General features: G+C 68.1%; 14 protein-coding genes. 5 read left to right on the top strand and 9 right to left on the bottom strand.

Features of this window, described 5'->3' with window-relative positions; genetic code table 11:
• Positions 1 to 103 precede the first annotated feature (103 nt).
• Positions 104 to 1,072 carry an NAD(P)-dependent oxidoreductase gene (locus JM664_RS00625; RefSeq protein WP_227417966.1) on the top strand — a complete coding sequence of 323 codons (969 nt, stop codon included), beginning with the start codon at positions 104 to 106 and terminating at the stop codon, positions 1,070 to 1,072.
• 19 nt (positions 1,073 to 1,091) lie between these two features.
• Here JM664_RS00625 and JM664_RS00620 read toward each other — a convergent pair whose 3' ends face one another.
• Positions 1,092 to 3,458, bottom strand: a complete 2,367-nt coding sequence (locus JM664_RS00620) for a S8 family peptidase (RefSeq protein ID WP_227417965.1) — start codon at positions 3,456 to 3,458, stop codon at positions 1,092 to 1,094.
• A gap of 50 nt (positions 3,459 to 3,508) precedes the next feature.
• Positions 3,509 to 3,694, bottom strand: a complete 186-nt coding sequence (locus JM664_RS00615; protein ID WP_227417964.1) for a hypothetical protein — start codon at positions 3,692 to 3,694, stop codon at positions 3,509 to 3,511.
• On the opposite strand from JM664_RS00615, the gene JM664_RS00610 reads away from it, so the two are divergent.
• The 4 genes from JM664_RS00610 (at position 3,693) to JM664_RS00595 (ending at position 6,369) form a co-directional block, all read left to right on the top strand.
• Complete coding sequence (locus JM664_RS00610; RefSeq protein ID WP_227417963.1) at positions 3,693 to 4,241, top strand: EF-hand domain-containing protein; 549 nt, start codon at positions 3,693 to 3,695, stop codon at positions 4,239 to 4,241. The two genes, JM664_RS00615 and JM664_RS00610, sit on opposite strands and share 2 nt — an antisense overlap.
• A gap of 55 nt (positions 4,242 to 4,296) precedes the next feature.
• Positions 4,297 to 4,965 (top strand): cytochrome c oxidase assembly protein, encoded by a 669-nt coding sequence (locus JM664_RS00605; protein WP_227417962.1) that lies wholly within the window; start codon positions 4,297 to 4,299, stop codon positions 4,963 to 4,965.
• A gap of 64 nt (positions 4,966 to 5,029) precedes the next feature.
• Complete coding sequence (locus JM664_RS00600; protein ID WP_227417961.1) at positions 5,030 to 5,647, top strand: COG3650 family protein; 618 nt, start codon at positions 5,030 to 5,032, stop codon at positions 5,645 to 5,647.
• Between the two features lie 278 nt (positions 5,648 to 5,925).
• On the top strand, positions 5,926 to 6,369 hold the full coding sequence (locus JM664_RS00595; RefSeq protein WP_227417960.1) for a hypothetical protein: 444 nt from the start codon (positions 5,926 to 5,928) through the stop codon (positions 6,367 to 6,369).
• A 110-nt stretch (positions 6,370 to 6,479) separates the two neighbouring features.
• Here JM664_RS00595 and JM664_RS00590 read toward each other — a convergent pair whose 3' ends face one another.
• The 7 genes from JM664_RS00590 to JM664_RS00560 all read right to left on the bottom strand — a co-directional run bounded on the left by JM664_RS00590 (position 6,480) and on the right by JM664_RS00560 (position 14,650).
• The gene (locus JM664_RS00590) at positions 6,480 to 7,916 is read right to left on the bottom strand and encodes a tetratricopeptide repeat protein (protein ID WP_227417959.1); all 1,437 of its coding nucleotides are present in this window, start codon (positions 7,914 to 7,916) and stop codon (positions 6,480 to 6,482) included.
• A 342-nt stretch (positions 7,917 to 8,258) separates the two neighbouring features.
• Positions 8,259 to 9,734: a mannitol dehydrogenase family protein gene (locus JM664_RS00585; protein WP_227417958.1), complete on the bottom strand. Its 1,476-nt coding sequence runs from the start codon at positions 9,732 to 9,734 to the stop codon at positions 8,259 to 8,261.
• A 41-nt stretch (positions 9,735 to 9,775) separates the two neighbouring features.
• Positions 9,776 to 10,540: an L-iditol 2-dehydrogenase gene (locus tag JM664_RS00580; RefSeq protein ID WP_227417957.1), complete on the bottom strand. Its 765-nt coding sequence runs from the start codon at positions 10,538 to 10,540 to the stop codon at positions 9,776 to 9,778.
• Entirely contained in the window at positions 10,537 to 11,538 is a 1,002-nt protein-coding gene (locus JM664_RS00575) for an ABC transporter ATP-binding protein (RefSeq protein ID WP_227417956.1), read from the bottom strand. The genes JM664_RS00580 and JM664_RS00575 overlap by 4 nt, the downstream gene beginning before the upstream one ends.
• Before the next feature lie 21 nt (positions 11,539 to 11,559).
• On the bottom strand, positions 11,560 to 12,390 hold the full coding sequence (locus JM664_RS00570) for a carbohydrate ABC transporter permease (protein ID WP_227417955.1): 831 nt from the start codon (positions 12,388 to 12,390) through the stop codon (positions 11,560 to 11,562).
• A gap of 10 nt (positions 12,391 to 12,400) precedes the next feature.
• Positions 12,401 to 13,273 carry a carbohydrate ABC transporter permease gene (locus JM664_RS00565; protein WP_227417954.1) on the bottom strand — a complete coding sequence of 291 codons (873 nt, stop codon included), beginning with the start codon at positions 13,271 to 13,273 and terminating at the stop codon, positions 12,401 to 12,403.
• A 63-nt stretch (positions 13,274 to 13,336) separates the two neighbouring features.
• Complete coding sequence (locus JM664_RS00560) at positions 13,337 to 14,650, bottom strand: ABC transporter substrate-binding protein (RefSeq protein WP_227417953.1); 1,314 nt, start codon at positions 14,648 to 14,650, stop codon at positions 13,337 to 13,339.
• Between the last annotated feature and the right edge of the window lie 49 nt (positions 14,651 to 14,699).

Here is a 14,699-nt window from a genome sequence, read left to right as displayed (position 1 = left end):
CCCGCGCCGGACGATCTTGCGCCTCCGCAAAAGAGCAGGGAGATGACGCGATGCAGACCGACCGCCACCCGCCGCGACGCCGCGGCCGTACGAGATGGCCCGCATGATCCGCATCGCGATCTGGTCCTCCGCGCGCGGCGCGGAATTTGGCAAAGCTGTTTCGCAGATACCTGACGTCGAAGTGGATGTCGTGCCCTCGGCCTCTGCGCTGGTGGCGGCGGTCGAGGAGGCGGAGGTGCTGGTCACGCCGGACGGCTCGCTCACGCCCGACGTGCTGGAGGCGATCGGGCGCGCCCCGAAGCTAGCCTGGATCCAGCTGGGGAGCGCGGGCTATGACCGGCTGCAAGCCTCCGGAGTTCGGCCGGGCGTGATGGTATCGAACGCGAGTGCCGCGCTTGGCCCGCCAGTCGCCGACCATGCAGTAATGCTCCTTCTCTCGCTGCTGCGGCGTCTGCCGGTCGCGTTGCGCCAGCAGCAGGCGGGCGACTGGTCGCGGGAGTATGCAGGCGGCGCCGATGGCCTCGACCGCAAGACCGTGACGATCCTCGGCTTCGGTCAGATCGGGCAGGAGACGGCGCGGCGGCTGCGTCCCTTCGGCGCGCGGATCGTCGGCGTCAGCCGGACGGCGCGGCCAAACGCGCTGGCCGACGAGGTGGCGCCGGTGGAGGCGCTGCCTGAGCTTCTGCCTCGATCCGACGCGCTGGTCGTCGCGGTGCCGCTCTCGCCCGGTGCCGGGCCGCAGATCGGCGCGGACGAGCTTGCGCTTCTGCCGCCGCACGCGGTGCTGGTCAACGTATCACGCGGCGGGGTTGTCGACGGTGCGGCGCTGGTCGATGCGCTCTCGCGCGGCGCACTGGCCGGCGCCGCGCTCGACGTGACCGACCCCGAGCCATTGCCGCCGGGGCATCCGCTCTGGACCATGAAGAATGTCATTGTCACGCCCCACGTCGCGGGCTCTGGCGGGCCTGCGGTCCAGCGCCGCCTAGAGCGCGTGATCTCTGATAACATCAGGCGCTACGCGAGGGGCGAGCGGCCCGCGCACCTGGTCGAGCTGGGCGACCCCGGGCGATGAGAGCCCGGGGTCAGGCCTCTCAGAAGCTGATCGAGAGGCCGACGGTTGCCGCAACATCCCCTTCGCCGGGGCCGGCGGCGCGGTAGAGCCCGCCGGCGGCCAAGCGGGCAGGACCGAAGTCGATGCTGTGTCCGATCTGCAGGTCGAGCGGAGCCTCGCCTTCGGCCAGATCGATGGTGTTCGTCTCGCGGATGACGCCGTTCGTGCGGACTCCGTCCGCAGCCGCGGTCAGCGCCACCGGCACGTCGAGATCGAGCTTGCCGCCCGCGATGGACAGCGGACGCGACACGCCGGCGGTGAGGGTGCCGCCCAGCAGGCCCTCCGCCGAGATGCCGAAGCCGACGGCAGTGCTCTCAATGTCGCGCCCGCCGCTGACGATGCCGTCCTGGCCGAAGTCGGTGATGCCCCAGCTGGCCGAGGCGTGCAGCGCGAGCCCCGGTGCGAAGCCGACGCTGCCGCCGACGCGGGCGAAGCGGGTCTCGGCCTCGGTGTCGCTGCCGAAGCCGCCGCCGAAGGAGGTCCCGAGCACGCTGCCGCTCTCGCTGAGCTGGCCCAGCTCGAACGTCAGGCTGCCGCCGCCGAAGTCGAGGCCCAGCCCGCCCGCCATGTAGGCGCCACCGGCGCCGCCCGTGTCGCTCGCCCCGGTGACGTGGAGAGTGGCGCCGCCGCCGAGGGCTGCCTCGTGGCGCAGGAAGGTCGCGTCGTCGAGGAAGGCCGAGTAGGGCGCGGCGAACGCCTCGGCGTCGGCCCAGCCCGCGCCCTCGGCCGACAGCGCCAGGTGGTCGTCGCCGCGCGCGAGGTGCAGGCTCTGCCCGGCGCTCTGCAGGCTGGCGGCGCTGCTGCGGTCGAGGGCGAAGCGCTGGATGCGGGCACTGGCGCCCGACAGCGGATCTCCGCTGGCCACGAAATCACCCATGTCCGCGCCATAGCCGCGGTCGTAGCCGTCCGTGACCATGACGTGGCGTCCGCTCAGCGCGGCGGTGACCGCAGTGCCGAAGCCGCCCGCAGCAGCGACGAAGGACTCGTCCGCCGTCTCGGCATCGCCGATGGTCCGGGCCATCTGGAGACTGAGCGTGCCCTGCGGCCTGACCGCGTTCTCGAGGTCGAGGAGGCCCCGACCATAGACTTCGTCGATGCCGGGCGCGCCCAAATCCTCGGCGGTGTCGAAGAGGATCGTGGTGATCTCGGGCGCCGTCAGCTCGGGGAACTGGCTCTTGAGCAGGAGCGCCGCGCCGGTCACGTGCGGCGCGGCATAGGACGTGCCGCTGCCGATCTGATATCGGTCGCTCGATCCGGCCGCATGGACCGAGTCGGGCATCAGGAGGCCACTGCCCGGTGCGGCGAGGCAGAAGGCCTGCGCCATTCCACATGCGTTCGCATACGATGCGAGCCGCTTGTCCGCGTCGACCGCGGTGACGGCGACCCAGTGAGCGGCGAACTCGCCGAAATGGATCGGTATGCCCGCGACGGCGCTCGGCTGCGTCGCGGCGTCGTTGCCGGTGGCGAAGACGGTGAGGAGGTCGTTTGTCCGACTCTCCGACAGCGCGCTCACGACATCATGACCGAGAAAGCCGCCGAGGTCGGTGCGGTCGGAGAAGTCGGTGACGAGGTATGAGCCATCCGTCTGGGGGTCGATCAGCGTCCAGCTGTGGTTGATCGCAGTCGCGCCCGCAGAGTAGGCCCGCCGCTGCGCATCCGCCCAGGCGGAGGTGACGGGCATCGTCAGGTGCGTCGACGGGTCCCCGTCCGGCCGGGCGAGGCCTTGCAGGATCATCAGGCTCGCCTCGAAGGCGACGCCGTGCATGCCGAACCCGTCCCGCTCGCCCGCGACAATCCCGGCGACCGCGGTCCCGTGGCCGTCGAAGTCGCGCACGTCTCCGGTGCCGGTGTGGTATGAATAGCTGCGCTCGCGGTTGATGCCGAAGGTCAGTTCGCGATGGGTGACGTCGGCCCCGGTGTCGAAGATCGCGCCGAGCGTGCCACGGCCGGTGCCGCCGTCCGCATAGCGGTGGCTGGCGCCGATCAGGGAGAGCGAATAGTTGCGCTGGTACTCGCCGGTCTCGAAGTCCGCGGAGGTGCCGGTGGGCACTTCCTCGTCGAGCCCGAAGCGGAACACAGGACCCGCGCCGCCGCTCCAGCGGCTTTGCGACGGGCTGTCGTCGCTGCCACCACTGCCGCCGCCACCACCACCACCGGCCGCCGCAGCGGCGAGGCCGGCGAGGGCGAGGCCGCCGAGAAGCACGCCGCTTACCCCAGTGGCGCCCGCCGCAGCGGTGGTTGCGGCGGCGACGGGTGCGGCGGACTGGCTGAAGGCCGGCGTGGAGGCGACAGTCAGGATCGTGCAGCCGAGGAGCAGCGCGTGGCGCGGCGAGTGTGGCGAGATCATGGAGAACCTGCGGCAAAGGTGGGGTCGCCGGCCGCTATAGGAGGCGCTGGTTAACGCTCTCTTTCGCGCTGGGAGACCAGCCGCAGTTGAGGCAACTCCGCCGCATCTCGCCGCCGGCCCTCAAGACTTCGTTCACCGCCCGCCCTGATACCGTTGCGCAGATCGACCCGAACATCAGGATCAGACATGCAGAAAAAGTCTCCGATCGCGGCCGTGACCGCGGCCTTGTTCGGCATGGCCGTCTCGGCCTCGGCACAGAGCGTCAGCTTCGCCGACATCGACGCCAACGGCGACGGCGCACTGGATTCGATCGAGCTTGAAGCGAGCTTCGGCGATGTCGCGGGTGACGTCGCGGCCAAGCTCGATGGGAACGGTGACGGCCTCGTTACCCGCGACGAGGCCAGCGCGGGCCAGCAGGAAGAGGACGACCCGCAGACGTTCGGCGAAATCGACCTCGACGGCGACGGAGTGCTGGAAGCGCCCGAATTCGAGCACGCGTTCGGCCCGGAGGCGCAGGTCGCGCTGGCGAAGTTCGACGCAAACGGTGACGGCGTCGTCACGCTGGACGAGGTGCGATCCTCAGATGACCCGAAGGGCGAGCGGGGCCACGGCAAGTCCCGGCGCGCCGAGCGGCAGGAAAACAAGGCGGCGGAGCGGGAAACCGCCGGACGCGGCAACGGCAACGGTCGCAGCGAAGATCGCGGCAACGGCGGCGGCCGCGGCGACGACCGCGGCGGCAATGGCAACGGCAACGGCGGCGGCAGAGGCAACGGCCGCGGCTGACGCGCTGCGTCCCCGGCGGCTCGACGGGTGCGGGGCGCCGCCGTAACCTGCGGCGATGCCTTGCCAGAGCGACGCGACCCGCAACCAGCCGGAGCCAGAGCGGCGCCTTCGCCGCCACTGGCCGCTTGCTGCCAGCCTTGTCCTGCTGACGTGGCTGTGGCTTGGGCCGATGCCAGAGCTCGCGCGGATCTCGTTCTCGGCACATATGGCGCTCCACTTGTCGGTGATGCTGCTCGCGGCGCCGCTGGTCGCGCTGGGCTTAGCGCGGCTCGGCACGCTCCCGCCGCGAGGGCCGTGGCTGGCCGTGGCGCTCGCCGCCGGCCTCGCGGAGCTGGTGGTCGTATGGGGCTGGCACGTGCCCGTGCTGCACGAGTCGGCGGCGATGTTTCCCCGGATCTTCGCGATCCAGCAGGCGAGCTTCCTCGCGGCTGGCGTCCTCGTCTGGCTGCCGGGCCTTGCCGGGTCAGAGCGGCGGGCTGCAGCAGCCGGGATGCTCGCCATGCTCATGGGCTTCATGCACATGTCCGTGTTGGGGGTCCTGCTGACCCTCGCGCCGCGGCTTATCTACTCCCCGGACGTCTGCCAGGGCATCCTCGGACTCGGCCCGCTCGACGACCAGCGGCTGGGCGGGCTCATGATGGCGGTCGGGGGCGGACTGCCGTACCTCCTCGGCATTCTTCACCTCGGTGCACGTTTCCTGCGCGAACCGGAGGTCGCGGGATGACGCTGGCGGGTCTTGCCTGCGCGGCGGGTCGGACGCACCCTGCGATCGTGCAGGAGGTGCGGGCATGAAGCTGATCCTTGCGGCGTTGGCGCTGCTCACGGCCGGACCGGCCGGTGCGACGCAGGAATACGTGCTGCCGACGCTCTTCTCCGTCACCGGAGTCGCGGCAGACGACGTTCTGAACGTGCGCGCAAAGCCCAGCGCCTCGGCCGAGACCATCAGCAGCTTCGCGCCTGACCGGCAGGACATCGAGGTGGTGGCGCACGATGCGTCGGGCGGCTGGGCGCAAGTCAATGTGGACGGGCGCAGCGGCTGGGTCTCGCTTCGCTATCTCGCCTACCAGGTCGGGGTTTGGGATGAGGGGCGGTTGCCGCGCACCTTCCACTGCGTCGGGACGGAACCCTTCTGGTCGCTCACTCTGGACGACGGAGACGTCGTCTACGCCACGCCGGAGGTGCCGAAGCGGCGCTATCGCCTCGACGCGGTGCTGGCGAGCGGGGTCTTTCGGGATCCCCGCCGCGCCCTCGTCGCGCGGGGACAGGACGGACGGCTCACCGCATCTGTCACGACGGCCGCCTGCTCCGACGGAATGTCGGACCGCGTCTACGGCCTCGACGTCTCGCTGATCCGCGAGAACGGCGCGCCAGAGCTTCTGCGGGGCTGCTGCTCCATCGCGCCCTGACCGGAAGGTTCCCGGAAAGAGCCGGAAAGCTTCTGCGAGTGCACCGGAAAGATCGAAGCGCTATAAAGCAGTTGTTCCGGAGCCGAGCGAGAAACGCAGGAGCCGGAGCGGAAGAAGGCCAAAGGCCGGATCGTTCCGATGAGGGATAACCCGGTCGCGGCCAGTCAAACCAGAATGAAGGGCTGAGATCGCCCTGAAATCTCACCGGCGAGCGAGAAGTCGTTTGTCGGGTCACTCGAAAATTGCGGGCACTCGCCCTCCAGAATGGAGAAAAAGAAATGCTGACCAAGATCGTTTCCTACGCCCTTGCCGCCGTTGTTGCCGCCTCGCCGGTCCTCGCGGAGAGCCAGCTTGAGCGGAGCCTCGGCGTCCCGGCCGGCGTCTACAGCGCCGCGCAGCTCGTCGACCTGCGCAACGCCATCGAATCCGGCGAGCGTTCCCGCGCCGCCCACATCATTCGCAGCGGTGCGAACGGGGGCGTCACCCGCGATACGATGAACTTCACCGCCGACGGACATAGCTTCGGCGAGCGGCAGATCATCGCCAATGCGCTTGAAGACAACCGGTTCCAGAACGCGAGGTTTGTCGCGGGTGGTGGTTTGGGCCGCCACGTCGGCGGCGAGGAGATCATGAAGGCGCGCGTCGCCTCCGATCTCGGCGTCAATCCGGAAGGATACACGCTCTCGCGGCTCTACAAGCTCCAGGACGAAAACCAGGAGTGAGTTTCGCCTCTCGCCCGGGCCGGCGCGTTTCGGCCCGGGCTGCAACAGGGCTCCGACCCGGATTGCATTCTCTGCAACTATCCGCCGGCCCAAGGGCTGGCGGACAAGGCTCAATCCGGAACGCCGGCCTTTTCGAGCCCTTCGATGAAGACGTCGCAATGCGCAAACTTGGAGAGGTTCTTCCTCAGCACCGACCGCCGCAATGGTGGTCCGATCGCGTTGCGCCGCTCCATGAACTCGCGCGCCTCGTCCAAGAGGCCGAGATGACCGCAGCAGCTGATGAGCGAATTGTACTGGCCTGGATATTCGGAGAATCCGGCAATGGATGTTCTGAGGTAGGGCAGCGCCTCCTCAAAGCGCCGCGCGCCGAGGAGCGCGAGGCCGTGGGTGGAGGTGTAGAGCCCCGAGAACGTGTCGAGCGGGCTGAGCAGCAGCGCACGCGCCGTCTCCTCGATCGCCTCGTCGAAGTGGCCCGCGCGCAGCAGCGTGAGGCCCAGACCCGTATGGCCCAGCGCGAAGCTGGGGTTCATCGACAGCGCCGCCCTGAGCTCGCCGACGGCGCGATCGTGCTGTCCCGCCGAGCTGAGGCAGAGGCCCAGCATCATGCGCCCCCAGGGATCGCCCGGATCGCTCACCAGCGCCTTCTGGGCATGAGCCATCGCCTCTTCGGAGCCCTTTTCTCGATCTGGGCGCCAGTAGCAGAGGACCGCCCAGTAGAGCGCCCAGCTGAGCAGCGCGTGCGCGCGAGCGTAGCTCGGGTCGAGCGTGATCGCGCGGTGCAGCAGCTCCTGCGCCTCCGCGTTCCCCTTGCGGTCGATCTGGTTGATGAGTTGGAGCGCCCGTGCCACCAGTCCCCACGCGTCGACGCTGCCCGGCTGGCGGAGCGCGGCGCGCGTGCCTTCCTCGGCGTAGAGGTGCGGCTCGACTGCGGCGACCACGCGCTGGGTGATGTCGTCCTGCACGTCGAAGATGTCCGTCAGCTGGCGGTCATAGCGGTCGGCCCAGATGTGCTTGCCGCTCTCCGCGTCGATGAGCTGTCCGGTGACGCGGATCCGGTCGCGGGCGACGCGGATGCTGCCCTCGAGCACGTATCGCACGCCCAGCTCCCCGGCCACGGTGCGCACGTCCACCGCGCGACCCTTGTAGACGAAGGTCGAGTTGCGCGCGATGACGAAGAGCCAGCGCAGGCGGGCGAGGGCGGTGATGATGTCCTCGGTGAGGCCGTCACCAAGGTAGTCGTGCTCGTGATCTCCCCCGAGGTTTGTGAACGGCAGCACGGCGATCGACGGCCGGCTAGCAGCTTCGGGGCCACGGTGCGCGGCGGCCGGCGCTGTATCGACCGCGACCTCGCCGTTCAGCAGCGGCTTCAGGTCCAGGCCGGTATGCCCCTCGACGATCGACAGCGTTCGATCGGAAAAGAGCCCGATCAGCAGCTTGTCCACCGTGGATCTGCCGAGCTTGGTGCGAAAGGCGAACTCGTCGCGCGAGATGTGCTGACGCGCGATGAAATCTTTTACTGCCGATGCAACCTGTCGATGGCCATCCATGATGCGCCTGCGCCGCTGGCTCCGTTAGCCACTCAAGGCATTCCTTCGCAGCGCGCGCCTCGTGCGACGGGGCCGCCTCCGGGTGCCGCCGCATGATCCGAGAAGTACGCTCCGGCGATCCATCGATCCACCACCGAAGAAGAGCCTAAACCGATTCTGCGCCTGTGCGCGGTCCGTGGCAAGGGATCGCGCGGCAGTCGGTTGACCGTGCGGTGAACGTGGGGGAGCCTGTGGAAAAGATTGACGGACCTGCCGCCGCGCCACACGACCTTGTTGCACATTGTGGCGCCGGGACCGTCCGCCGCCGGCAGACAGGGGACGCCGCTGATTCGTTTTCCGGCGTCAGAGGCCCGTATGGCGGGCGAGGACCGAGGCCGTTCCATCGGACCAGAGCGCCGACAGGTGGCGGGCAAACGGCGCAGCAAAGCGCGGTTCATCGGCGAGCGAGCCGAAGATTTCCTTGAGCTGCAGGAAGGCGGCAGGATCCTTTTTGGCCCTCTGCGCATAAGTGACCAACCGCTCCGCCGCCTCGTCCTGCACCTCAATCGGCGTGCCGTCCTCCACGGGGCCGCCGAGGTACCGCGCCCAGAGAGCGCTGACCAGCGACAGGCTCTCAACCTCCTGCCCCGCGGCGAGTCGGTCGCGGACCGACGGCAGGATGAACTTCGGCTGCCGGTTGGAGCCGTCGAGGCAGAGGCGTGGCACGGTATCCCCCACGCCTGGGTTCTCCAGCCGTGTTACGACTTGCGCGTAGTAGTCGTCGAGGTCGGTGTCTGGCACCGGCGGCACGATCGGGATGATCTCCTCGCGCTCCACCCGGTCGAGGAAGGCGCGGACCAGCGGATGCCTGATCGCCTCGTGGACGTAGTGTAGCCCGAGGAGCGCGGAGGGGTAGGCGATCGTGGCGTGCCCGCCGTTCAGGATGCGGATCTTCATCGTCTCGAACGGCGCCACGTCGTCCGTCATCGTGACGCCCACGGTCTCGAAGGCAGGGCGGCCGGCGGTGAACTTGTCCTCCAGCACCCATTGCCGGAACGACTCGCAGGCGATGGGCCGCGCGTCCTCGATGCCCCAGCGCTCGCGGACCATCTTCCGCTCGCGGTCCGACGTGGCGGGTGTGATCCGGTCGACCATCGCGTTTGGGAAGGCGACCTCGGCGGCGATCCAGTCCGCCGTCTCGCCGTCGATCTGCCGGGCTAGGCCGAGGACGGTATCGCGCGTGACGTGGCCGTTCTCCGGCAGGTTGTCGCAACTCATCACGGTGAACGGCGCGACGCCGGCGGCGCGACGGGCTTGGAGCGCGGCGATGATCGCGCCGAAGGCGCTGACCGGTTGGTCCGGGGTGGCCGCGTCGGCCTGCATGTCCGGATGATCGGGGTCGAAGGCGCCGGAGGCAGGGTCGATGTAGTAGCCGCCCTCCGTCACCGTCAGGCTGACGATCCGGATCGCCGGGTCGCTCATCGCCTTGATCAGCGGCGCGTTGTCCCGGGCGATCGGCACGAAGTCGATCATCGGGCCCGTCACGACCGGCCGGTCGCGCTCGGGGTCGAGTTCGACCAGCGTTGTCAGCCAGTCCTGCTCGGCAAGCTCGTCCCGCATCCGTGCGTCACCCTGGCGAACGCCCGCGCCGACGATGGCCCAGTCGAGATCTCGCCCCTCCTGGAACAGGTCGTGCAGGTAGAGCGCCATGTGCGCGCGATGAAAGTTGCCGATGCCGATGTGCACGATCCCGCGCGAAAGCTCGTCGCGGCGGTAGCGGGGCCGCTCCACGCTCGCGGGCAGCCGGTCAAGTATCGACAGGTTCAGGCGTTCGGCCATGATCGCACCTCGTGATCTCGATCGCTTCTGAGGCCGCGACCTCAGCTCATCCACTGTCCGCCGTCGACGTTGAAAGTCTGGGCGACGATGTAGTCGGCCTCGGGCGTGGCGAGGAAGATCGCCATCCCGGTCAGGTCCTCGGCGCGGCCCATCCGGCCATAGGGCACGGCATCACCTACCTGACGCTTCTTCTCGCCCGGCTGCAGCCCCTCGTGCCGGGCGAAGAGCGCGTCGACGTGGTCCCAGTGCTCGCCCTCGACCACGCCGGGGGCGATGGCGTTGACGTTGATGCCGTGCCGGATGAGGTTCAGCCCCGCCGACTGCGTCAGGCTTATGACAGCGGCCTTGGTGGCGCAGTAGACCGCGACCAGCCCTTCGCCGCGGCGCCCGGCCTGGCTGGCCATGTTGATGATCTTGCCGCCCTTGCCGCGGTCGACCATGTGCCGCGCGACGGCCTGCAGCGTGAAGAGCGTGCCGGAGACGTTCACCGCGAAAAGGCGGTCGTAGCTCTCGCGCGTGATCTCGACGATGGGCGCCATGTCGAAGAGAGCGGCATTGTTCACCAGGATGTCGATGCCGCCGGTTTCCGCCACCGTCTCACCCACCGCCGCCTCTATGGACGACTGCTCCGTCACGTCGAGATGCACGGCGTGGGCACCGATCTCCTCGGCGGTGGCGCGTGCGGCATCAATGTTGACGTCGCCGATCGTGACCGTGGCGCCCTCGCGGAGGTAGGCCTCGGCGAAGGCGCGGCCGATGCCGCGCGCCGCGCCGGTGATCAGCGCCGAGCGGCCTTCCAGTCTCACAAGCGCAGTCCCGCCTCGTCGAAGCGGTGGATCTTGTCGGGCTGCGGCGTGAGGTAGACGGCGTCCCCATGATGCACGCCGATCTCGCCGTCGCAGCGAACAGTCAGCGTGTCGGCGAGGCCGGTGTCATGGACGTGGAGGAACGTGTCCGAGCCCAGATGCTCCGACACGCCGACCACGCCGCGCCACTGGCCATCGGTCGTCGAAATCGACATGTGCTCGGGCCGAACGCCGATCGTCTTGGCGTCGTGCTTCGCCGCCTCTGCCCCGTCGATGAGGTTCATCTTCGGGCTGCCGATGAAGCCCGCCACGAAGACGTTGCGCGGGTTGCGGTAGAGCTCGAGCGGCGAGCCGACCTGCTCGATGTTGCCGGCGCGCAGGACGACGATCTTGTCGGCCATGGTCATCGCCTCGACCTGATCGTGCGTCACGTAGATCATCGTCGTCTCGAGCGTGTTGTGCAGCTCGCTGATCTCGAGGCGCATGTTGACGCGCAGCGCCGCGTCGAGGTTCGAGAGCGGCTCGTCGAAGAGGAAGGCGGCGGGCTCCCGCACAATGGCCCGGCCGATGGCGACGCGCTGGCGCTGACCGCCTGATAGCTGCCCCGGCCGGCGGTCGAGGTAGTCCGAAAGGTTGAGCACCTTGGCCGCCGCCTCGATGCGCCGGTCCTGCTCGGCCTTGTCCATGCCCGCCATCCTGAGCGGAAACGCGATGTTCTTCCGCACGCTCATGTGCGGGTAGAGGGCGTAGGACTGGAATACCATCGCGAGGCCGCGCTTGGCGGGCGGCGTCTCGGTCGCGTTGCGCCCGTCTATGCGGATCTCGCCGGACGTGACGTCCTCTAGCCCCGCGATCAGGCGCAGGAGCGTGGACTTGCCGCAGCCGGAGGGGCCGACGAAGACGACGAACTCGCCGTCGCCGATCGTCAGGTCCAGCGGCGGGATCACCTGTACCGCGCCGAAGCTCTTGGTCACCTTGTCGAGCGTGATCGTGCCCATTTCATCTTCCTTTCTCGGGCGCTACTTCACGGCGCCGAACGTCAGGCCGCGGACGAGCTGTTTCTGGCTGAACCAGCCCAGGATGAGGATCGGCGCGATCGCCATGGTCGAGGCTGCGCTGAGCTTGGCGTAGAACAGCCCCTCTGGGCTCGAGTAGCTGGCGATGAAGGCGGTCAGGGGCGCGGCGTTCGCGGCTGTCAGGTTCAGCGTCCAGAACGCCTCGTTCCAGGCGAGAATGATATTGAGCAGGAGCGTAGAGGCGATGCCGGGCACCGCCATCGGCGTCAGCACGTGGATGATCTCGTCGCGCAGGGTCGCACCGTCCATCCGCGCGGCCTCGAGGATCTCGCCCGGGATCTCGCGGAAGTAGGTGTAGAGCATCCAGACGATGATCGGCAGGTTGATCAGCGTCAGCACGATGACGAGGCCGGTGCGGGTGTCGAGCAGCCCTGTGTCGCGGAAGAGCAGGTAGATCGGGATCAGCACGCCGACCGGCGGCAGCATCTTGGTCGAGAGCATCCACATCAGGACGTTCTTGGTGTTCTTGCCCGGCACGAAGGCCATCGCCCACGCCGCCGGGACCGCGATGATGAGGCCGAGGATCGTCGAGCCGAGCGAGATCACCACCGAGTTCATGAAGTGGCGGAAGTAGTTGGACCGCTCCTGCACCGCCGCGTAGTTCTCGAACGTCCAATCGAAGAAGAGGAACGACGGCGGCGACGAGATGGCCTCGGCCTCGGTCTTGAAGCTCGTCAGGATCGTCCATAGGATTGGGAAGAAGATCAGGATGCCGATCGCCCAGGCGATGGCGGTGTTGATCGACTTGCGTCGCGTCGTGACTGCGCGTGCCATCGGATCCCCCTCAGGCGTCCAGGTTCTTGCCGATCATCCGCATCAGGAAGATCGCGACGATGTTGGCGAGGATGATGGCGACCACGCCGCCCGCCGAGCCCAGCCCGACGTCGAACTGCAGGAGCGACTGGATGTAGACGAGGTAGGTCAGGTTGGTGGACGCCACGCCCGGCCCGCCGCCCGTCGTCACCAGAATCTCCGCGAATATCGACAGCAGGAAGATCGTCTGGATCAGGATGACGACGGTGATCGCCCGCGCCAGATGCGGCAGGATGATCCAGAGGAACTTGCTGCCGAACCGCGCGCCGTCCATCTCGGCCGCCTCGAGCTGCTCGCTCGACAGCGACTGGATCGCGGTCAGCAGGATCAGCGTGGCGAACGGCAGCCACTGCCATGAGACGATGAAGATGATCGACAGAAGCGGCGCCGCCGTCAGCCACTCGAACGGCTGCGCGCCGAAGGCCCGCGCGAGGTAGCCGAAGAGCCCGTTCACCGGGTCCATGAACATGTTCTTCCAGACCAGCGCAGATACCGTTGGCATCACGAAGAACGGCGCGATCACCAGCAGCCGGACGATCCCCTGTCCCCACATCTCCTGGTCGAGCAGCAGCGCCAGCGCGATGCCACCGCAGACGGTGATGACGAGCACGCCCCCTACCAGCAGCAGCGTGTTGAGCAGCGCCGTGGTAAAGGCCGGATCGGTGAAGAAATAGCTGTAGTTCTCGAAGCCGACGAACGGGTTCGCGCCCGGCATCAGCAGGTTGTAGCGCAGCGTCGAGAAGTAGAGCGTCAGTGTCAGGGGTACGATCATCCACAGAAGCAGCAGGATGACAGCGGGCGAGATCATCAGCCGCGCCGCGGCTCTGGAATGCTGGGTGGCCATGTCTACGACTCCCTGAAGGCGTGACTTCGGGGGCCCCGCGGGCGGGGCCCCCGACCGGGAGGATCAGTAGCCAGCGCGGTCCATCTCGCGCTGGGTCAGCTGCTGTGCGCTCTGCAGCGCCTGGTCCGCCGAGACCTGACCGGCCAGAGCGGCCGAGAATTGCTGCCCGACCGCCGTACCGATGCCCTGGAACTCCGGGATCGCGACGAACTGCCCGCCGGTGTAGGGCGTCTCCTGCACGGACTGGTTCTGCGTGTCGGCCGACTGTATGGCGTTCAGGGTCATCTCGGCGAAGGGCGCGGCTTCCTGGTACTCGGGGTTCTCGTAGAGCGAGGTCCGGGTGCCCGGAGGCGCGGCGCGCCACCCCTCTTCCTGGGCGACGAGCTGCGTGTATTCTTGGCTCGTGGCCCAGGCGACGAACTCCTTTGCCGCGTCGGGCGCGTCGGTCGAGGACGGCACCGCGAGGCTCCAGGCCCAGAGCCAGTTGCCGTGGTTGTCGACGCCTTCCTTGTTGGGGAACTTGGCGAAGCCCACGCTGTCGGCGACCGTGGACTCGTCGGGATCGGTCACAAAGCCGGCGGCGACGGTCGCGTCGATCCACATGCCGCACTTGCCCTGCTGGAACAGCGACAGGTTCTCGTTGAAGCCGTTCGATGACGCGCCCGGCGGGCCGTACTCGTTCATCATGGTCAGGTAGTCCTTCATCGTCTCCTGCCATTCGGGGCTGTCGAACTGGGCGTTCCACTCCGTGTCGAACCATCGCGCGCCATAGCTGTTCGCCATGGTGGTGATGAAGCCCATGTTCTCGCCCCAGCCGGGCTTGCCGCGCAGGCAGATGCCGTAGACCTCGTTCTCGCGATCGGTCATCGCCTCGGCCGCGGACATGATGTCGGACCAGGTGGGTTCTTCGGGGATGGAGACGCCCGCCTGCTCGGCCAGGTCGGTGCGGTACATCACCATTGCGGACTCGCCGTAGAACGGCGCCGCATAGAGCGTGCCGTCGACCGACAGCGCCTCGCGCACGGCGGGCAGCAGGTCGTCGACGTTATATTCCTCGGGCAGGTCGTCGAGCGGCAGCAGCCAGTCCTGCTTGGCCCAGATCGGGACCTCGTAGGTGCCGATGGTCAGCACGTCGTACTGGCCGCCTTGTGTGGCGATGTCGGTCGTCACCCGCTGGCGCAGCACGTTTTCCTCCAGCGTCACCCATTCGAGGGCGATGTCGGGATGCGCATCGGTGAAATGATTCGAGAGCCCCTGCATCCGGATCATGTCGCCGTTGTTCACGGTCGCGATCGTGATTGTCGTCTGCGCCTCGGCCGCCAGGGCCGATACGCACAGCGCCGTCGCCCCCATTAGGGCACGCCTGATGTTCGTCATGTCGTCCTCCCTTTGCCGTACTTGGGCAAATGCCTAGGCAATGAGCAAA

The sequence above is a fragment of the Roseitranquillus sediminis genome (assembly GCF_016918935.1).
In the GTDB taxonomy this organism is placed as follows: domain Bacteria; phylum Pseudomonadota; class Alphaproteobacteria; order Rhodobacterales; family Rhodobacteraceae; genus Roseitranquillus; species Roseitranquillus sediminis.
This window is presented reverse-complemented; position numbering and strand designations above follow the sequence as displayed.